Genomic DNA, 19,914 nt, shown 5'->3' with positions numbered 1-19,914 from the left:
CAGCCATCGCATCAATCGGATGCGCATCACCGATCTCGGTGAGGCAAGCAGAAGGAGGCATGATGGGACGTCTGTCCGGATCAGTGGCCATCGTGACCGGTGCGGCGGGCGGTATCGGGTTGGGTATCGCCGAGCGTTTCGCCTTGGAGGGCGCAACCGTCGTCGCGACCGACGTCCAAGGCCTGACCAGGGACAGTGCGGTTGCGATCCGTCAGCACGACGTGACCGACAGAGGCCAGTGGTCGGCACTGTTGGAGGACGTGCTGGCCGCCCACGGCAAGGTCGACGTACTCGTCAACAATGCGGGCGTCGCCGGCTACCACGACATCGTGGAGACACCCGTCGACGAGTGGCAACGCATCGTCGCTATCAACCAGACCGGCGTGCTGTTCGGTATGCAGTCCGTCATTCCGGCGATGCGCGCCAACGGCGCAGGGTCGATCGTGAACGTGTCCTCGATCTGTGGATCGACAGCTGTGCCCGGTGTCGCGGCCTACCACGCCACCAAGGGCGCGGTGATCACCATGACCAAGAACGCGGCCGTGAGCTACGCCCGCGACGGGATCCGCGCCAACGTGATTCTTCCCGGCTGGATCAAGACGCCGATGACCGTCGGGCAGACCGACGAACTCAACGCTCGCTACCTCGACGCCACACCGCTCGGACACGGTGCAGATCCCGAGGATGTCGCCTGGGGCGCCGTCTATCTCGCGTCGCGCGAATCAGCCTTCGTCACCGGCGTCGAACTGCCTATCGACGGCGGATACCTCGCGCAATGAGCGCCCCTACCCGAGAAAGCGAACGCTCCACCATGAACAGGTTGCACGGCAAGGTCGCGCTGGTCACCGGCGCGCAACAGGGAATCGGACGCGCGACGGCCGAAGCGTTCGTGGCCGAAGGTGCCACTGTCTACGCGGCCGACCTGACCGACAGTTTCGAACGGATCGACGGTGCCCACTCCATCGCCCTCGACGTCTCGCAGGAGGCGGCCTGGCAGCGCGCAGTCGAGGCCATCCTCGCCGAGCACGGCAGCATCGACGTACTGGTCAACAACGCAGGCGTCATCGCATACTCCGGCATCGAGGAGATCGATGTCGACGAGTGGGACCGAGTCATCGGCGTCGATCAGACCGGTGTGTGGCTCGGTATGCGCGCGGTCGTTCCGTCCATGCTCGCGGCAGGCGCAGGCTCGATCATCAACCTGTCCTCGGCATGGGGGGTTGTCGGTGGCGTCGGCGTCGCGGCGTACCAGGCTGCCAAGGGAGCCGTACGGTCCATGACCCGAAATGCGGCAATCACATATGCGCAGCAGGGAATTCGAGTGAACTCGATCGTGCCCGGGTGGATTCGAACGCCTCTCGCCGAAGCTCAGGATCCGGAGATCAACGCACGCGTCATCGGTGGAACGCCGATGGGACGGGGCGCGGAACCGAGCGAAATTGCCTATGGCTGTGTCTATCTCGCCAGCGACGAGTCCTCCTACGTCACCGGAACCGATCTGGTCATCGACGGCGGCCTGCTCGCTCGCTAGAGCCCGAACGAGAAAGAGATTCATTATGAGCAGGACAGTCACCGTTTCCGCGGTGCAATTCGAAATGCGCGAGCTCGACGGTTTCGACGCCTTCGCCGCACAGGTCCGAGGGCTCACAGAGCAGACGGACGGTAGCGACATCGTCGTGTTCCCGGAGCTCGTCACCGAGCCGCTGTTCACCGTCAAGCCCGGGTGGCAGTCCGATCCGATCTCCGAACTCGGACGTATCTCGGAGTACACCGACGACTACCGCGCGTTGTTCGCGGACCTCGCCCGCACTCGTGGTCAGAACATCCTCGCCGGCACACACCTCGTGCGCACCGAGGAGGGGCTGCTGAACACGGCCTTTCTGTTCACTCCGGACGGCACCGAATACCGGCACGAGAAGACTCACATCTTCCCGGCCGAGGCCGACTGGGGAACGGGTGAAGGAAACCGACTCGATCCGATCGATCTCGGCAACGTCACCGTCGGAATCGCGGTCTGCTACGAGGCCGAGATACCTGAGGTCAGCACGGTTCTGTCACGGCGCGGAGCCGAACTTCTGCTGATGCCGTCGTACACGTTCACCGAGGCCGGCTTCTATCGCGTCCGGCACACCGCGTCAGCGAGATGCATCGAGAACCAGGTCTACGCAGTACACGCACCGATCGCAGGTTTCGCCGGAGCACCACTGTCACCGGGCTGGGCGAGGGCATCGATCCTGAGCCCGTGTGATCTGGACTTCCCCGCTGACGGTGTGGTGGCCGAGGCCCGGACGAACGTCGAGGACGTCATCACGGCCACGTTGGACCTGGACCTGCTTGCGGAGAACCGAAAGACGGGAGCGGCGACGACGTTCTTCGATCGGCAGCGCCGAAATCCGCTGTATCGCACATTTTCCGCAGACCTACTCCCCGAATGAAGGAGACCTCGACAAATGCCTCTGAACCTGCCCGAAGGTAAGAAGATCGCCGTCAACATCGGCTGCGATTTCGACGCACACAGTGTCTGGATGGGAACGTTCGGCAAGACCAGCCCCAGCTACCTCTCCCGCGGTGAGTTCTGCGCCGAGGTCGGTGTGCCGCGGATGCTCTCACTGTTCGATCGTTACAAGATCGCCGGAACCTGGTGCACCCCCACACATTCCATGGAGACGTTCCCCGACGCCTTCCAGAGCATCGTCGACGCAGGACAGGAAGTCGCTGCTCACGGGTGCTACCACGAGTCGGTGCCGTCGCTCGATCTCGACACCGAACGGCACCTGATGGACAAGACCCTGAAGCTGCACGAGAAGTACGTCGGAAAGCGCCCGCGCGGATACCGTTCGCCGGCTTGGGACTTCACCGAGCACACCATGTCGATCCTCGAAGAGCACGGTTTCGAATGGGACTCCTCGCTCATGGGCCGCGATTTCGAGCCGTACCATCCGCGTCCGGTGGAGGTGCGCTGGGAAGAGGGAAGCGTCCTCGGCGCCCCGTCACCGATTCTCGAGTTCCCCGTGTCCTGGTTCCTCGACGACTTCCCCGCGGCCGAGTACATCCCCGGCGTCAACCAGGGCTTCGAGTCGACAGCGTCGATGTACGAGCGCTGGAAGGACCACTTCGACTACTGCTACGACAACGTCCCAGGCGGAGTCATGGCCCTGACGGTGCATCCGCAGACCATTGCTCGCGCGCACCACATCGTCATGTTCGAGAAGCTCCTCGACTACATGTCCGGTCACGACGGCGTCTGGTTCGCGTCCCTCAGCGACATCTACGACACGTGGACCGAGAACTGAACGCCCCTTCCAAACTCAAAGGACCATCATGAAGCTTCGCACCATGAGCATCGCAGCCGCGGCAGCAGTGCTCACCGTATTGCCCGCCTGTTCGGTCGACGCAGTCGCCGACTCCTCCGGCGAAGGGCGCGAGCAGACAGTTCCCACCGTCGACTCGGCATCCGATCTGAAGATCGCGTACTTCTCCGCCGGAGCGAGCAACGCCTACCTGCAGGCCTCCATCGACGAGGCGAAGAAGACAGCCGACGAACTCGGCGCCGAACTCGATGTCTTCGACGGACAGTTCAACGCTCAGACTCAGTTCGATCAGATGCAGAATGCGATCACGAGCGGAAAGTACAACGCGTTCGCTGTCGAGCCGAACGACGGAAACCTCGTGTGCAACATGCTGACTCAGCAGGCACCCGAAAAGAACATCATCGTCTCGGTGTTCAACCTCCCCATCTGCGGCCGCGCCACCAACAGTGGCGAGGAGACCTGGGAGCCCGGCACCGTCAACTACGTAGGCGGGCAGACCCTCGACGTCTACGAAGCATGGGTGGAGAAGGTCAAAGCCGACCATCCCGACGGCGCCAAGATCGCGCTGATCTCCGGACCCGACCTCAACGCGAACACGCTGTGCTTCTTCGATGCAGCACAGGCGTTCGACGGTGACGGCCGGTACCAGGTCGTCGCCAAGCAGACCACCGACTACACCACTCCCAAGGGTTTCCAAGCCGCACAGACGATTCTGCAGGCCAACCCTGATCTCGACGTCGTGATGTCGAACTTCTCCGGCATGACGCGTGGGGTCGTGCAGGCGACCGCAGGCCGCGATGTCTCGGTGTACGACTTCGGTGGCGATCAGTGGGCGCTCGACAACGTCTCTTCCGGTGCCATCACCAGCAGCGTGATGATGCTTCCGCGTCTCGAGACCCGCATGGCGATCCAGGGACTCGCCGACACCGTCGAGAAGCGCGACACCGCGCGGTTCGTCGATCTGTCCACGTCGGACTCCCTCCCCGGTACACCGTTCGCCGAGCGCAGCAACGTCGCCGACTTCACGGCCGAGTACTAGAGGCGCGAGATGACTGTGAACGAAACGCGGTCGACCGCGATCGACTGCATCGAGGTGAGCAAGACCTACGGCGCCAATCGCGCAGTGAAGTCGGCGACGGTGCAGATCGAAGCAGGCAGTGTGCACGCTCTGGTGGGGGAGAACGGCGCAGGCAAGTCCACGCTCCTCGGCATGATCAGCGGCCGTGTGGAAGCCAGTTCGGGTTCCATCACGGTGTTCGGCACCGAACTGCACGGTGGCAACCCCCGGGAAGTACGCCAACTCGGTCTTGCGGCCGTCTACCAGGAACTGACGATGGTGCCCGCGCTCGATGCGGTGGCCAATGTATTCCTCGGACAGAATCTCACCCGGCGGGGCATTCTCGACGGGAAGGCGATGCGCGCCCGATTCACCGAGATGTGCGTCGACTTCGACGTCGACATCCCGGCGGGCGTCCCGGTGCGTGAGTTGTCGGTGTCCACCCAGCAGATTCTCGAGATCATGCGCGGTGTCCAGGCGGACAGCAAGGTGTTGATGCTCGACGAACCCAGCGCGGCTCTGGCCGAGCACGAGCGGGATACGTTGTACCGGCTGCTCGACCGCCTACGTTCACAGGGCACGACGATCATCTTCGTAAGCCACAACTTGGAAGAAGTTCTGGCACTTGCGGACCGCATCACCGTGCTGCGAGAAGGAACGATCGTACGCACCGCGGACCGTGCCGAATGGGATCGAAAGCGTCTCATCCAGGAAATGGTGGGCCGCGACGTCGAGGTCGCTGTGCGCGCCGAACGCCGGCCGCTGGGCGAGACAGTGCTGCAAGCACAGGACGTGTCGTTGCCGAACGTCCTGCACGGTCTCGACATCACCGTCCGCCAGGGCGAGATAGTCGGGTTGTGGGGACTCGTCGGGTCCGGCCGGACGACGTTCATGCGCTCCATCTGCGGCATGGAACCGGCAGCCACAGGTCGGATGACGCTCGACGGTGCCGAGATCGCCTGGCCCAAGAGTCCTCGCGCGGCCATCGACGCAGGGCTGGTTCTGGTTCCGGAGAGTCGACGTGCCGGCCTCGTACTCAACATGGACGGTGCCAGCAACTACTGGCTCGGCCGCTCGACACGCACGTTCGGATGGCTCCGTCCGGGACGAGAGCGTGACGGTGCGTCGGAACCGGTGCGGTACTTCGGATTCGACCCCGGTCGTCTCGGCGAACCGGTGGTCCACCTCTCCGGCGGCAACCAGCAGAAGGTGTTGCTCGCCAAGTGGGCTGGGCACACACCGAAGGTCCTGTTCGTCGACGAACCGACGCGCGGTATCGATATCGGTGCCAAGTCCGAGGTGCTCGCCTCGCTCGTCAACTTGGCCGAGGAAGGCGCATCCGTCGTGGTCACGTCCTCCGAACTCGAGGAAGTTCTCGCAGTCGCCGACCGACTGCTCGTGTTCGCGCACGGACAGATCGTCGACGACATTCCAGCAGGTTCACCGACATTCACGGTGGCCGACATCGTCAAGCTCGGCTTTCGAGAGGATGCAGCATGAGTACGTCAATCGACACCAACCCGGTCGCGAGCAGTCCCGCTCCCGACAAGTCTTCGAAGAAGAAGACCAGTCCCAGCACCTTCCTGGTGAAGTACAGCATGCTGGTCGTGCTGGTACTTCTCGTCGTCGTCGCGACGTTCCTGTACGACGGGTTCCTGGCGCCGGCGAACATCCGGGACATCCTGGTCCAGAACGCAGCCGTCGGAATCATCGCTGTCGGTATGACATTCGTGATCATCTCGGGTGGATTCGACCTGTCCGTGGGCGCAACGTACGCACTCGGTTCGACAGTGTTCGCCGGCGTCACGATCTCCACCGGTTCGGTGGCATTGGCCGGCGCGGCAGCGTTGGCCGCAGGTCTACTGTGCGGATTGGCCAACGGATTGTTGGTGGCGAAACTTCACATCAACCCATTCGTCGCGACGCTCGGTTCTGCGTCGGTGATCTCGGGGTTGGCCTACATCTACTCCAACTCCGCACCGTTCATCGTCTCCCAACCCGGTTTCCAGGCACTATCGAAGTCGCACACGCTCGGCATCCCGACTCCGATCTTCATCCTGATCCTGACGATGGTCGTCGGCGGCATCGTGTTGGCCAAGACGACGATCGGACGAAACGTGCAGGCCGTCGGTGGTAACACCGAAGCCGGCTGGTTGTCGGGACTGAGGGTTCCGTCGATAACTGCGAGCGTGTACGTGCTCACCGGCGCGCTTGCCGCGATCGCGGGGATGATCGACGCGTCGCGCCTAGCCGTCGGGCAGGCGGATGTCGGTGCGAACATCGCGCTCGACGCCATTGCAATCGTTGTCGTCGGTGGAACGTCGCTGCGCGGCGGAGAGGGCGCGATGTGGCGCTCCGCGGTCGGTCTGCTGATCCTCGCGACGCTGACCAACGTGTTCTACAGCCTCAACGTCAGTCAGCATTGGCAGCTCATCGCCAAGGGTCTGATCGTGATCGCCGCTGTCGCTCTCGATTCCGCTGCACGACGCCGATCCTAGGGAGTCCCATGTACAAGGCTCTGGTGGGCGGGGAGCGATTTCGATTCGATTCGCTGAAAGAGGTGTTGGCGAAAGCGAACGAGATCAAATCCGGTGACGAGCTTGCCGGCATCGCGGCTCGATCCGACAGCGAACGGATAGCAGCCAAGATCGCATTGTCCGAGGAGACCCTGGCGAGGATCCATGGTGAGCCCGTCATCGAGGACGCGATCACCGACGCCGTCCACGCCGCGCACGACGAAGTGGGCTTCCGTTCCATCTCGGCGTTGACCGTGGGCGAGTTTCGTGAGGTCGTTCTGTCCGAAAGTTTTCCGACGGAATGGAACGGCGGACTGGCGTCGGCGATCGGTCCTGAAATCGCCGCAGCAACAGCAAAACTGATGAGTGACCTCGATTTGATCGTCGCAGCATCGAGGCTGCAGGTGGTGACCAAGTGCCGCAACACGCAGGGTGAACGCGGCGTCTTCGGGTGTCGAATTCAACCGAATCATCCGACCGACGACGTCACTGGAATCATGTTGTCGGCGCTGGACGGTCTGATGTACGGCTGCGGCGACGCCGTCATCGGTGTGAACCCGGCGACCGAGTCGCCCGATACCGTCGGCCGGGTACTGCACGCGATTCACGACCTGATCGAACTGACCGGAGCACCGACCCAGTCCTGTGTGTTGTCGCACATCACGACCCAACTCGCAGCGCTGGAACGCGGCGCCCCCGTCGATCTGCTGTTCCAATCGGTAGCGGGCAGCGAGGCAGCGAATCGGAGCTTCGGGATCTCGCTCGACATGTTGGCCGAAGGGCGCGACGGTGTGGCGGAATCCCATCGGCGTCGCGCACACGAGTTCGTCGGCGAGCAGTTCATGTACTTCGAGACCGGACAGGGGAGCGCGCTGTCCGCCGACGCACACCACGGCGTCGACCAACTGACGTTGGAAGCCCGGGCGCAGTCCGTCGCGCGACTCTACGACCCGTTCCTGGTGAACTCCGTGGTGGGATTCATCGGCCCCGAGTATCTGGCCAACTCGCGTCAGATCACCCGAGCCGGACTGGAGGATCACTTCGTCGGCAAGCTCATGGGACTCCCGATGGGGTGCGATGTCTGCTACACCAACCACGTCGACTCCGACCAGAACGACAACGACAACCTCCTGGCCCTGCTGGGCCTGGCCGGGTGCACGTTCGTGATGGGCGTCCCGGCAGGGGACGACGTGATGCTCAACTATCAGTCGACCAGCTACCACGACGTCGCGAGCGTCCGGAAGCTGCTCGGGAGCGGCCCCGCTCCGGAGTTCGCGTCGTGGCTGTCCGAGCAACGTGGCTGGGACCCGGCGCAGGGGATCCTCGAGCTACCGGAGCAGTGGTCGGCGGCAGTCGGTGCGCGCAGCCTTCCAGCGATCGGCGCGTGATGGACGACCTCGTCGAGAACGGTGGGGCGGCGGCTCGGCGCGCCCTGGAAACCGTGACTCCTGCGCGAATCCGAGTGGGACGGGCCGGTACGTCGTACCCGACCTCGCTGTTGTTGCAGCTTCGAGCCGACCACGCCAGTGCCCGCGACGCGGTCCATTCCGCGGTCGACTACCGCTCCGGGGAACTCGAGCGGGTGCTGGCAGGTCGAGATCCCATCCACCTCGTCAGTGCGGCCGGATCCCGCGAGCGATACCTGGTGCGTCCCGATCTCGGACGCGTACTCGACACCGAGTCACGGTCCGAACTGCGGCATCGAGGAACGAAAGACGCCGACATCCAGATCGTTCTGGGTGACGGTCTTTCCGGGACTGCCGTCGCCCGCCAGGTCCCACTCGTTCTGCCCGGTCTGCTGGACGGTGCGAGTGCGCGAGGATGGACCGTCGGGAGGGTGATCACCGTCGAGAACTGCCGCGTCGGGATCATGAACGATATCGGCGCTTCGCTCGGCTCGGGCGTGGTGGTTCTCCTCATCGGTGAGCGACCAGGGCTGCGTGCGGCGGACAGTCTGTCTGCGTACATGGCGTGGCGACCGGGGCCGGGCAACACCGACGCCGACCGCAACCTCGTCGCGAACATCCATGCACGTGGGGTGGGCCCGGTCGATTCGGTCGCTCGGATCCTCGACTTGGCCGCCCAGATGCACAGCCGTCGCTACAGCGGAGTGGCGATCAAGGAAAATCTCGCGCTCGCCGCGGAAGATCACACTGCTGGTCGAACGGATTTAACTCGTTCGACACAACTGACGCCGGTTTCCGGATTAGTGTCCTGACCAGGGCGGGGAAGCTCGAGTTCTAGGTCGGAAAGGCTCTTCGCCAGTGAAGCTACATCATCATGCGGACACCACTGTCGCGGCGAGCTATCTGGTTCGTCCCGACGGCACCGTCGAACATTCCTGGGTGACCGAGCCGGGACCGCTGTCGACGATTCCCGGTGACGTCGCGGCCATCGCCGTCGGAGTCATGCGTGACGACCTCCTCGAGGCGCGCTTTCGGTGGATGTCGCCGAAGAAGCAGCTGCTCGCCGTGTGCATCTCCCTCGTCGATGCCGGTGCGGAGGCACGCGCCGAGGTGTCGATACGCGAGGACGCAGAACTCGTGTGGGGGCTCACCGCACGGGAGGTCGACGTCGTCACCCTCCTGGCCGGTGGCCTGACGAACCAGGACATCGCCGACCGACTGTGGCTCAGTCCGAGGACGGTCACCACTCACGTCGACCGAGTTCTCGCGAAGCTCGGGGTCAAGAGTCGAACCGCGGCCGCGACCAAGGCTTTGGACGAGGGCATGACGCGGTTGCCCGTGCCTGGCGGGACCGACGGTTTCGAGCATCTCGCTCTCGTCCGGGCATCCGCCGCGGTGCCGGGCAGAAGGCTGGTCCCTGCATCGCGACGTATCCGTTTGCAGCCACTCGTGATCGGCTCGGCTGTTCCGATCACCGGAATCGCACGTGCCGACGGCGAGGAAATGGTGCGCGGCACCGAACTGGCACTCGCGGAGATCAACGCCCGTGGTGGTGTCTGCGGTCGACGTGTCGAACTGGCCACCGCCGACGTGGACATCGTGTCGGAGTCGAGCATCGAGAAGGGCATGCTCGAACTGGCAGGCAAAGGCGTCGACGCCATTACCTCGGGTTATTTCGCGTGGCAGGAAGTGGCGCACGAAGTCGCGGCCGATTACGGGGCACCCTATCTGCACGCTGCGACGCTCGACGCGATGGTCCAACGTGTCGAGCACGACCCGTCGCGGTACGGGCGGATCTTCCAGGTCTGCCCGAGTGACACCAACTACGGCCCCGGGTTCGTGGAATTTCTTGCAGGCCTGAAGAGGCGGGGACAGTGGAACCCGTCGTCCAAGCGGTTGGTGGTGTTGCTCGGAGCATGGAAGGTGTCCAACTTGGGACTCGATCGAGCTGCCGACCTGGCTCAGGAACAGGGGTGGTCGCTCGACATCGTCCGGGTCGGTCCCAGCACGCAGGACTGGGTCGACGCCGCCAGCCGTGTGCGGTCTCTCGCTCCTGCAGCACTGTTGATCGGCCACTACTTCGTCGACGGCACCGTCGCGACCATCCGAGCACTCCTGGACAACATGCCGGATACGTTGATCTACAGCCTCTACGCGCCGTCGATCCCGGAGTTCCGAGAGCAGTTGGGCGAGCGTGCCAACGGGATCCTGTGGGCGACGGTGACCGGAACGTACTCGGATCCGGTGAGCAAAGGCTTCGCCGAGCGTTACAAGCGCGCCTACGGAGTGTTCCCCGGACGGTCGCACGCCGGAATTTCCTATGACCGCACGATGATTCTCGCCGACGCGTGGTCTCGGTCGGCATCTCCGCGGGACTACGGAAAGGTCTCGCACGAGATACGCAGTCTCGTGCACCGCGGTGTCAACGGCTCGTACTACCTCGGCGGCAAAGGGCAGGCTGCCGTCGCGTACCCGTTGGCGTCGGCGGATGCCTCGTTGGCCCAGGCGCATCTGGTGTATCAGATCCAGGACGGCAAGCACCGAATACTCAGTCCGGACCCGCAGGCGGACAGTGCGTTCCAGCTTCCACCGTGGTTCAGGCAGTCGCCTACCCGGTGAAAACCTTGCCCGGATTCAAGATGCCGTGTGGGTCGAGGGCGTTCTTCACCGAGCGGTGCATGTCGAGGACGATCGGGTCGAGTTCCTGAACCAGCCCGTCCATCTTGAGCAACCCGACGCCGTGTTCACCGGTGACGGTGCCGCCGAGTTCCAGTGCCGCGTCGATGATCTCGGCGAACGCTGCCTGTGCGCGTTCGCGCGCGGGGAGGTCGTCGTGCGGTGTGATGAGCAGTGGGTGCAGGTTACCGTCGCCTGCGTGGGCGATGTTCGCGATCGTCGTCTCGTGCCGCAGGCCGATCTGCTCGATCCGCGAGAGCATCTCCGGCACATGTCTCTTCGGGACACACACGTCCTCGGTGAGTACCGGTCCGAGGCGCTCCATCGCGGGGTAGGCCAACCTCCTGGCCGCGAACAGCGCGTCGGCTTCTTCTTGATCGGTGGACACCGCCGACCAGGTTGCGCCCGCCTCGTCGAAGCAGGACAGCATCTTCTCTGCCTCTTGGTCTCCCACGAGGCCTGGATCGTCGATCCGCCCGAGCAACACGACGTTCGCTTCGACCGAGAGCCCCATGTTCTTCCAGGCATCGACGGCGATGAGGCATTGTCTGTCGATCAGTTCCAACGCGGACGGAGTGAGTCCCGCTGCGGCAACCGCGGCCACGGCTCGCCCGGCGTCGACGATCGAGTCGAAGTATCCCGCGACCGTGCGCTGCGGATCCTGCAGCGGTCTGAGTTTGACGGTGACCTCGGTGATGATCCCGAGGGTTCCCTCCGAGCCGACCATGAGGCCTGCGAGATCGTATCCCGCAACACCTTTCGCGGTCTTCCGACCGAGCCGGACCAGCTCACCGGTTCCGGTGACCACCTGCATGCCCATGACGTAGTCTCGGGTGACGCCGTACTTGACGCAGCACAAGCCGCCGGCATTGGTGGCGACGTTGCCGCCGATGGTCGACCAGGGTGAGCTGGCGGGGTCCGGTGGGTACCAGAGGCCTTGTTCTGCGCAGGCTGCCCTCAGGTGGTCGTTGACGACGCCAGGCTCGACGACGGCATACCGTTCGAGCGGATCTATCTCCTTGACGGCGTCCATTCCGTCGAGGGCGAGGACGACGCACCCCTCGGTGGCGTTGGCGCCGCCGGACAGTCCGGTGCCCGCGCCGCGGGTGACGACGGGGGCGCCGTGCGTCAGACAGGCTCGTACGACGGCCTGGACTTCCTCTGCGGTCCGCGGCCGGACAACCGCTACCGGCACGGAGTACGGAGCCCACTCGGCCTCGTCGTGTTGGTAGGACGCGACGACGTCCGGATCGACGACGATGCGGTCCGCGGGGAGAGAATCCAACAGTTGTTCGACGAGCGTCATGTCTCCGAGTTTATCTGTGAGCTGGGTCTCCACCAATGTAGGTTCTGTCCATGGCGTCGGATAGATCATGGATGGATTTGCTGCTCGACGACGCTTCGATCGACGAGCTCGAGGCGCATCGCCTCGCCTTCCCCGGTCCCGACGCGCACGCTGCCCTGCGGCTTCGTGCGTTGCTGGACCAGCGTCGCCAACGCAGCACCGAGCTGGCGGCTCTGAACGACATTGCAGTGCGGTTGACGACGGCACGTGACGACCGTGTCCTGCTTCAGGAGGTCGTCGACCAGGCGCGCAGGTTGTTGGGAGTCGACCTCGCCTACATGGGCTCGGTGTACGACGACGAATTCGTCATCGAGGTCACCAGCGGTGCTCTGACTCCGAATCTGATCGGGATCCGGTTGGCTCAGGACGAGGGGTTGGTGGGCGTCATCGTGCGCGGAGCGTCTCCGTCGTGGACGCCCGACTATCAGAGCGAGCCGGCGTTCCGGCACATCACCGGTGCGGACAGCGCGGCGCGGTCGGAGAACATGCGGGGGCTGCTCGGGGTACCGCTGAAGGTAGGGGATCGGGTCATCGGTGCGTTGTTCGCGTGCAAGCGTCAGGAGCGTGACTTCGCGGACAGTGAGATCGCATTGCTGTCCGCTCTTGCCGCGCACGCTGCGATTGCCATCGAGAACGTCCGCGCCATCGAACGGCTCGAAGTGGTGAACGCCGAGCTGTCGGCACGGACCGCCGAACTGGAACAGACACTGCAGTGGGACAGGACGCTGACTCAGGTGGTGCTGCGCGGGGGTGGGGTGGGTCGTCTCGTTCGGGAGGTGGCGACACTGTCCGGTCGACCGGCGTTCTTTCTCACCGACGCCTCGTCTGTTCCGGAGTCTCTGGAGGAACGGGTCGTTCCAGTCGAGATCCTGTTCGGGCAATGCCGCGACGGCGCCGACATCGTCGCCGACGACTCCGTCATTGCCCACCGTGTTGCCGCTGCGGGCGAGTTTCTCGGTGTCCTGATCTCGGTGGGTCCGGACGATCAGCAGACGCGGCTGCTCCTGGACCGCGCGGTGCCCGCCATCGCGTTGTCGCTCGCCGAGGAGCGCGCGGCGGCCGAAGCTGCCAGGCGGGCGCAGGACGCGTTTCTGGTTGATCTGCTCTCTCATCCGGCGTCGACCACAGACGACGAGCGACGGCAACTTCGCCTTGCCGGCCTGTCCCCGGGCGCTTCGTACTGCATCGCCGTCGCGCAGGGTATGGTGTCCCGTACCGAGATCGGCAGATCGGAATTCCCGGTGGGTACGGTTGTGGCAGAACATGGTTCGAGGGTGCTGGTCGCGGTGCCCGCGCAGGAATCGGCTGTGGTTCGGCCGATGTTCACGACGGGTGCAACGGTGGGGATCTCGGAGCCTGCCCGCGGAGCGGTCGCGCTGGCGGCTGCCTACCGCGAGGCCCAGCAGACCGTCGACGTGTTGATCACGCTCGGACGAGATGGCGAGGTGTCGTCGGCACGCGGACTCGGTATCTACCGAATCCTGCTGAGCCACATGGCTCGTGAGCATCTCGACGAACTGACCGAGGAGCAATTGGGTCCGCTGATGGCCGAGCAGAGCAAGCGGGGCGTTCCGTTGCTCGAATCGCTGTCGGTGTACCTTGCCCACGGGCGTCACCATTCGGCCACCGCCGCAAGCCTAGGAGTGCACGTCAACACGCTCTACCAACGACTCGACGCCATCGATCGGCTCATCGGTTCCCAATGGCGTGACCCGGACAAGGCACTGGACCTGCAGGTGCTGATGCGACTCCGACGAAGCGCGGATCTATTGGGGAAGTGAACCGAGAAAGTCCAGCAGTGCAGCGTTGAATTCCATGGGGCGGTCCATGTTGGACGCGTGACCGCAGTTTTCGAGCACCACGGAGCGTCCGAGTGGGTTTCCGGCAATGGAGTCCGCTGCGTGCGTACACGGCCAGAACTGGCTCTCCCTACCGGCGACCATCAGTACCGGGACGTCGACGGTGGCAACGACCTCGCGCCAGTCCGCTACTGCGTGATCGTGCAGAAGGGCTTTCATCGGTGGCGTATCGGGTGAGACCATCTTCGGCATCGCGCGGAGCTTCGTGACGAGCTTCAGGATCGGCAACGCGGACTTCCACTTCGGCAGACCCCTTCCCGTGTCCGGTACCCCGTCGGCGAAGAACGTGTCCTTGTTGGAGTCGGTCAATCCGTAGAACCCGTTGGACCATTCGGCATCGTTGATCATCTTCGGGGTCTGATCCACCGACACGACGGCCTTCACACGGCCGGTGCCGAACTGCGAGACGAACGACCAGATGGTGCTCGCGCCCATGGAGCCGCCACACAGCACAGCATCGTCGACGCCCAGAGCCGCGAGGACATTCTCGACATCCTGACCGTGCCTGGCCATCGTGGCACCGTGCTCGGGAGACTCCGAGTCACCATGCCCTCGGCGGTCCAGAGCAAGAACTCGATAACCGGCTTTCACCAGTGCGTCCTGCTGCATCACCCACGTCGTCGCAGGAGCGCAGAAACCTGCGATCAGAACGATCACGGGCCCGGCGCCCTCGTCGATGTAGTTCAGAGTCACATTGTCGTTGGTGACGACGGTGGGCATGGGCACTCCTTCGGGTCGCTCCCGATGCAACCACGGATCAGTCGCCTACGACATGGAGGATTCCTCTACCGAGCGCATCACACCGGCGCGGTCAGGTCGTCGATCGGGCGACGGCTGCGGCCGGATGCTGTTTCGATCGCCAGCCCCTCACGTGCCCAGTACTCGAAACCTCCGATGAGCTCGCGGACGTGGGTGTAGCCCAGTCGAGTGAGAGCCAGCGCAGCTCTCGTCGAGCCATTGCACCCCGGACCCCAGCAGTAGACGACGATGTCCGCGTCGCGATCAGGAAGTGCGCGCGAAGCATGTTCCTGCATGTCGAGTGTCGGTATGTGCAGTGCTCCAGGGATATGGCCTTGATCCCACGACTGTCGGTTTCGGGTGTCCACCACGATGGGGGCAGGTCATCGACACCACCCCGGAAATCATCGAGGCCCACCACACCACCGGGGACGACTGCTTCGTGTTCAAAGTCGTCGCCCGCACCATGCGTGACCTCGAACGGATCACGGGTCGTCTGGCCACCCTCGGCAGCATCACCACGAGCGTCGTCTACTCGAGCACCTTGCCCGGTCGTCCTATCGCACCGGCTCGATAGCATCCCTGAATTCCCGCGGCGAGCACCCGAACCGGCTCCGGAACGCGCGACTGAAGTGCGCCGGGTCGGTGAACCCCCACGACGCTGCGAGAGCACCGATGGTCGTGTGAGCGTTCTGAGGTTCGCACAACGCACGCTTGACGCCGTCGAGTCGCTGCATCCAGATCCATTCGCTTGCGGTGCACGGCTCACCGGCGAAGGCGCGGTGCACTGTGCTGAGCGACAGATGCAGTGCGGCAGCTACTTTTGCAACCGTCAGGTCGGGATCACGCAGGCCGGCCGTCATCGCACGCTTGATCTCGTCGAGGCGTTGCGATGCCGCGTACGGCGCGGGCTTCTCGACACCGGTGAGCCCGACGAGACCGGCGACGAGGATGTACTCGACACTCTGCGAGACGGCCTCGGCGGAGGCCGCGCTCATGTCGACGTCGTCCATGATCGAGGAGATCATGCTGACCAGAAGTTTGCCGGCACCGTGACGACCGGACACCGCTCTCGCGGTCAGCTCGTTGGTGTCCCGCACGAGGGTGCGCAGCGTGGCCCCGGGAAGCATGAGGACGTACTGCGCGAACGGGTCGTCGAAGTGCAGGCTGTAGGGCCGGGTGCTGTCGTAGAGGGCGAAGTCGCCGGGTTCGAGAATCGCCGTCCGATCGTCCTGCGCGATGATCCCCGTTCCCGACGTCTGCACGCTCACCAGGAAGTAGTCGGCGCTCGTGCGGGAGATACCGGCTGGGGTACGCAGCACGTTCTGGGCCGTCGCCGCCACTCTGGACAGACCGAGCGTCGCCAGATCCGTCGACTCGATCTTCCCGGATATCGCCGACGCATCCTGGGGCACCGTGCAGTCCAGGTCGACGTAGGTGCGGCTCACCGCCGCCGTCCAGAAATCGATGCTGTCTGCCTGGTCGACGGAATCCGTGCGCAGAGCGTCAGCCATGTGGGGTACCTCCAGTCTCATCCCAGCGTAGATCGCGCCGACGCCGTACGCAGGAGACCGGTGCGATCATGGCAGCCGAAGTACTCGAAGAACTGCTCGTCGGCGGACGCGACCGTGACCTCGTGGTAGAGCCGTAGCTGCGCGGCCGGCCCCATCGTGGACAGGTAATTCAGTGCCGCGCCGAAGATGGCGACGTGCGTCGGATGGGACTCCGCCCAGGCCTCCAACTCGGCCAACGAGCGCCACCAACTCATGCCGAACGACTTGTCGAGATCGTATCCGTGCTCGTCGACGACGGTCATGTACCGGTTGGCGAAGCATCCGATGCTCAGGCCGTCGTCGCGCAGGAAGTCCATCCCGGCCCGCAGGACCGGTTCGACGTCCCGCAGGTACATCTCACGTTCGGTGCCCGCGGTGTCCGCCCAGTCCTGTCCGGACCTGATGAGGCAGATGTTGTCGTGCGGAACGATCCGAACCTTGTTGCCGTCGCGGACGATCTCCGGCATACCGGACGGTTTCAGAGCATCATGCTGCGACCGGGGAATTCGATCGCGAACGCCGCCCCAGTAGGCATGTTCCTCGATCTGTCCGCTCAGGGAATCAGTGAGCGTAGCAACGCCTTCCAATCGTCCGGTCGACGAGAACAGTGTCTCGTAGCGGTCGACCGTCGGACGGATGACCTCGACGAACCGTCCCGGCGTGTCCGTCCACGCGATGCCCTTGGACAGATACCAGCGGTCGAAGGTCAAGGTGTCGTCCCAGTAGCCGATGAACACCGTCGTGTCGATGCCTTCCTCGTCGACGTACCGTGCACGATCGCTGCGCGGCGGCCCGTCGACTCCCCATGGGCTGTCATCCGGAGTGCCTTGTATACCGAAGTACGCCATGACCACTCGCGTCGTCGAGACCGGGAATCGAGCGACGTACGACGGGAACGGCGGTTGGTAGGACTCGGGTGTCCGGCGGGGGCAGGTGCGTTCTCTGGCCAAATGCTCCGGGATCGCGGATTCCAGATCAGACATGTGCCGGGGCCTCGTCACGAGCGAGTTGCTCGACGATTTCCAGGCGAACTTCAGCGGTGACGTCTTCGGCATTTGCGACGACGTCGTAGCGGGTGGCGGTGGTCTGCTGAGCGCCGGAGACGACTCGATCACCTGGAGTCTTGTTGAGCCACAGTCGAGTAACGTCCGGCCGGGAGTAATGTCCGGCCGGATCGGCCGCTGCCTTGGCGATCGAGATGAGGCTGGTGTCGATGTCGGCGAAGACGAGTCCTTCTTCGTCGTGTGCGAGAGGTTCGTGCATCAGCTGGCCGTCGGGCGCGAAGATCCTGGCGTGTCCTCCGCCCGCGGTGAGCATTTCGCGTTTGGCGTCGTCGGTGCACATGATCTCGATCATCTCGGGGGAGACCGTCGCGCACGGGCTGATGACGAAACAACCACCTTCGACGGCGTAGATGCGGCTCGCCGCGGTGTTGACCTCCGGTCCGAGGGCGTACGCGGCGCCGGTGTACAACGAGAAGCTGGGCCAGGCGCCGACGTGGACCTGCTCGTTCTGCGAGTACATCGCGTACTTCGACAGTGGCTGCAGGTGCTCCCAGCAGCACAGTGCGCCGACGCGTCCTAGATCGGTGTCGTATACCGAGAGGTCGGAACCGTCGCCCTCGCCGTAGACGGTCCGCTCGACGTGGGTCGGCTTGAGCTTGCGACGCATCGCGACGGTCTTGCCCTCGGCGTCGATGATCCATTGCGCGATGTAGAGGCTGGCCTTGTAGCGTTCGCTGAGGCCCATCACGACCATGATGTGGTTGTCCTTGGCGGCCTGCGTAATTCGGTCTGCCTGCGGTGTTCCGTACTCGAGCGAATTGTCGAAGTAGCGCTGCGTGAACTGGAAGCCCCAGGCGGGGGCGTCGAGCCAGATGTACCAGGGGTAGCCGGGCAGGTAGGTCTCGGGGAAAGCGACGAGCTCTGCCCCAGCACGTGCGGCGTCCTCGATCAGGCCGATGGCCTTGTCGATGGAGGCATCCAGATCGAGGAATACCGGTGCTGCCTGGACGGCTGCGGCGCGGAACTGATGGTGCGTCATGGGTGGGCCTTTCATTGGGGGAGTGCCTTAGTTTTGCCTGCGAGAAGGCCCTCGGATGGCCTGAGAATGTCGAGAAATTTGACTCTGCGTTGCACGCGGACGCGCCGAAACAGAGCGGTAATCGCTGGGGTAGATCCCGGGAAACAACTCGGCTGAATTGGACAGCTGCGGCCGATGCATGGCCGAGTGCGCATAACGACAACATCTGTGCGCGCAGCGACAAGTCTTTGCGGGGTGCCCGAGACGAAGCTATGACCTAGGACACACTCGGAAAGAAGGTCAGCAATGACATTGCAAGCAGCAGTTCTCTGGGAAGCCGGTCAGGACTGGAAGATCGAGGACCTGGTTCTCGATGCTCCGAAATACGGCGAAGTGAAGGTTGAGTTGGCCGCGTCGGGCCTGTGCCACTCGGACGAACACGTGCGTGACGGCAGCGTGCCCGTCGGACTGCTTCCGTTCATCGGCGGACACGAGGGCGCAGGGATCGTCACCGAAATCGGACCGGGCGTGACCTCCGTCGAGGTAGGAGACCACGTCGCACTCGGCTTCATCCCCGCTTGTGGTCGATGCAGGGCCTGCGCGAACGGCCAGTCCAGCATCTGCGACCTGGGCGCTCACCTGCTCGAGGGCTACCAGGTCAGCGACGGTACGGCCCGCCATCATGTGCGAGGCCAAGACGCAGGCATCCAGTGCCTCCTCGGCACGTTCGCGCCGCAGACCGTGGTCAACGAAGCGTCGTGCGTCAAGATCACCAACGACATCCCACTCGACAAGGCCGCGCTCGTCGGCTGCGGCGTCACCACCGGCTGGGGTTCCGCTGTCTACGCCGCGGGAGTCTCTGCAGGCGAGACCGTCGTGATCCTGGGTATGGGTGGCGTCGGCTGTGGCGCTGTTCAGGGTGCTGCTTTGGCGGGCGCACGCCACGTGGTCGTGGTCGACCCGTCGCCGTTCAAGCGTGAACAGGCCAAGATCTTCGGTGCGACGCATACCGCAGCCAGCATCGACGAGGCGCTGCCTCTCGTGAACGACCTGACCTGGGGAGCGCTCGCGGACAAGGTACTCATCACCATCGACGTGGCGAGCGGTGCGATCATCGCACCTGCCATGAGCCTGGTGGCCAAGGGTGGAACCTGCGTGAACGTCTCGGTCGGAGACGTCACCCAGACCGAGACCTCGCTCAGCCTGTTCGACCTGACGGCCATGCGCAAGACGCTCAAAGGTGCGTGGTTCGGCAACGCGAACATCCGCTTCGACATCCCGCACTTGCTGCGCCTGTACATGGAGGGTCAGCTGAAGCTCGACGAGATGATCACGCGCACCTACACACTCGACCAGGTCAACGACGGGTACGAGGCCATGCGCAACGCCGAAAACGTCCGCGGACTCATCCTGTACTAGGAAGGCTCGACA

At 64.1% G+C, this 19,914-nt stretch carries 19 protein-coding genes; 13 read left to right on the top strand and 6 right to left on the bottom strand.

Going from position 1 to position 19,914, the window contains the following annotated elements:
- The first annotated feature begins 62 nt into the window (after window positions 1-62).
- From BH95_RS17250 to BH95_RS17205, 10 genes are read left to right on the top strand one after another with little or no spacing between them, the layout of a single operon-like run.
- Window positions 63-779, top strand: coding sequence for an SDR family NAD(P)-dependent oxidoreductase (locus BH95_RS17250; protein ID WP_037108704.1), 717 nt, complete (start codon window positions 63-65; stop codon window positions 777-779).
- Window positions 776-1,531, top strand: a complete 756-nt coding sequence (locus BH95_RS17245) for an SDR family NAD(P)-dependent oxidoreductase (RefSeq protein WP_230594342.1) — start codon at window positions 776-778, stop codon at window positions 1,529-1,531. Before BH95_RS17250 ends, BH95_RS17245 begins: the two co-directional genes overlap by 4 nt.
- Before the next feature lie 25 nt (window positions 1,532-1,556).
- Window positions 1,557-2,435 (top strand): carbon-nitrogen hydrolase family protein, encoded by an 879-nt coding sequence (locus BH95_RS17240; RefSeq protein WP_037164521.1) that lies wholly within the window; start codon window positions 1,557-1,559, stop codon window positions 2,433-2,435.
- A 15-nt stretch (window positions 2,436-2,450) separates the two neighbouring features.
- Window positions 2,451-3,293 (top strand): polysaccharide deacetylase family protein, encoded by an 843-nt coding sequence (locus BH95_RS17235; RefSeq protein ID WP_037164518.1) that lies wholly within the window; start codon window positions 2,451-2,453, stop codon window positions 3,291-3,293.
- A gap of 28 nt (window positions 3,294-3,321) precedes the next feature.
- Window positions 3,322-4,350 (top strand): sugar ABC transporter substrate-binding protein, encoded by a 1,029-nt coding sequence (locus BH95_RS17230; protein ID WP_037107975.1) that lies wholly within the window; start codon window positions 3,322-3,324, stop codon window positions 4,348-4,350.
- A gap of 9 nt (window positions 4,351-4,359) precedes the next feature.
- Window positions 4,360-5,868 (top strand): sugar ABC transporter ATP-binding protein, encoded by a 1,509-nt coding sequence (locus BH95_RS17225; protein WP_037183254.1) that lies wholly within the window; start codon window positions 4,360-4,362, stop codon window positions 5,866-5,868.
- Window positions 5,865-6,866, top strand: coding sequence for an ABC transporter permease (locus tag BH95_RS17220; protein WP_037107980.1), 1,002 nt, complete (start codon window positions 5,865-5,867; stop codon window positions 6,864-6,866). The genes BH95_RS17225 and BH95_RS17220 overlap by 4 nt, the downstream gene beginning before the upstream one ends.
- Window positions 6,867-6,874: 8 nt before the next feature.
- Window positions 6,875-8,272: an ethanolamine ammonia-lyase subunit EutB gene (gene eutB / locus BH95_RS17215; RefSeq protein ID WP_037183252.1), complete on the top strand. Its 1,398-nt coding sequence runs from the start codon at window positions 6,875-6,877 to the stop codon at window positions 8,270-8,272.
- On the top strand, window positions 8,272-9,102 hold the full coding sequence (gene eutC, locus BH95_RS17210) for an ethanolamine ammonia-lyase subunit EutC (RefSeq protein ID WP_080733973.1): 831 nt from the start codon (window positions 8,272-8,274) through the stop codon (window positions 9,100-9,102). The genes eutB and eutC overlap by 1 nt, the downstream gene beginning before the upstream one ends.
- A gap of 46 nt (window positions 9,103-9,148) precedes the next feature.
- Entirely contained in the window at window positions 9,149-10,909 is a 1,761-nt protein-coding gene (locus tag BH95_RS17205) for an ABC transporter substrate-binding protein (protein WP_037143122.1), read from the top strand.
- On the opposite strand, the gene BH95_RS17200 is transcribed toward BH95_RS17205, so the two are convergent.
- Complete coding sequence (locus BH95_RS17200; protein ID WP_037143124.1) at window positions 10,899-12,272, bottom strand: FAD-binding oxidoreductase; 1,374 nt, start codon at window positions 12,270-12,272, stop codon at window positions 10,899-10,901. The genes BH95_RS17205 and BH95_RS17200 overlap by 11 nt on opposite strands.
- A gap of 71 nt (window positions 12,273-12,343) precedes the next feature.
- Between BH95_RS17200 and BH95_RS17195 the strand changes: the two genes are divergently transcribed.
- Complete coding sequence (locus tag BH95_RS17195; protein ID WP_037164513.1) at window positions 12,344-14,092, top strand: helix-turn-helix domain-containing protein; 1,749 nt, start codon at window positions 12,344-12,346, stop codon at window positions 14,090-14,092.
- Here the strand turns inward: BH95_RS17195 and BH95_RS17190 are convergent.
- Together BH95_RS17190 and BH95_RS17185 are read right to left on the bottom strand one after the other, a co-directional pair.
- Window positions 14,078-14,890: an alpha/beta fold hydrolase gene (locus BH95_RS17190; RefSeq protein ID WP_037164509.1), complete on the bottom strand. Its 813-nt coding sequence runs from the start codon at window positions 14,888-14,890 to the stop codon at window positions 14,078-14,080. The genes BH95_RS17195 and BH95_RS17190 overlap by 15 nt on opposite strands.
- Before the next feature lie 77 nt (window positions 14,891-14,967).
- Window positions 14,968-15,276, bottom strand: coding sequence for a rhodanese-like domain-containing protein (locus BH95_RS17185; RefSeq protein WP_230594362.1), 309 nt, complete (start codon window positions 15,274-15,276; stop codon window positions 14,968-14,970).
- Here BH95_RS17185 and BH95_RS17180 point away from each other — a divergent pair.
- Complete coding sequence (locus tag BH95_RS17180) at window positions 15,225-15,485, top strand: Lrp/AsnC ligand binding domain-containing protein (RefSeq protein WP_230594341.1); 261 nt, start codon at window positions 15,225-15,227, stop codon at window positions 15,483-15,485. The genes BH95_RS17185 and BH95_RS17180 overlap by 52 nt on opposite strands.
- Here BH95_RS17180 and BH95_RS17175 read toward each other — a convergent pair.
- Genes BH95_RS17175 through BH95_RS17165 form a run of 3 tightly spaced genes read right to left on the bottom strand, consistent with a single transcriptional unit; the run spans window position 15,466 to window position 18,504 of the window.
- The gene (locus BH95_RS17175) at window positions 15,466-16,422 is read right to left on the bottom strand and encodes a helix-turn-helix domain-containing protein (protein ID WP_026347374.1); all 957 of its coding nucleotides are present in this window, start codon (window positions 16,420-16,422) and stop codon (window positions 15,466-15,468) included. The two genes, BH95_RS17180 and BH95_RS17175, sit on opposite strands and share 20 nt — an antisense overlap.
- 17 nt (window positions 16,423-16,439) lie before the next feature.
- Entirely contained in the window at window positions 16,440-17,444 is a 1,005-nt protein-coding gene (locus tag BH95_RS17170; RefSeq protein ID WP_080738029.1) for a phenylacetaldoxime dehydratase family protein, read from the bottom strand.
- On the bottom strand, window positions 17,437-18,504 hold the full coding sequence (locus tag BH95_RS17165; protein WP_037164505.1) for a carbon-nitrogen hydrolase family protein: 1,068 nt from the start codon (window positions 18,502-18,504) through the stop codon (window positions 17,437-17,439). The genes BH95_RS17170 and BH95_RS17165 overlap by 8 nt, the downstream gene beginning before the upstream one ends.
- A gap of 285 nt (window positions 18,505-18,789) precedes the next feature.
- Here BH95_RS17165 and BH95_RS17160 point away from each other — a divergent pair, with 285 nt between their 5' ends.
- Entirely contained in the window at window positions 18,790-19,902 is a 1,113-nt protein-coding gene (locus tag BH95_RS17160; protein WP_037108000.1) for an NDMA-dependent alcohol dehydrogenase, read from the top strand.
- Window positions 19,903-19,914 lie beyond the last annotated feature (12 nt).

It is taken from the genome of Rhodococcoides fascians A44A (assembly GCF_000760735.1).
GTDB lineage: Bacteria > Actinomycetota > Actinomycetes > Mycobacteriales > Mycobacteriaceae > Rhodococcoides > Rhodococcoides fascians_E.
This window is presented reverse-complemented; position numbering and strand designations above follow the sequence as displayed.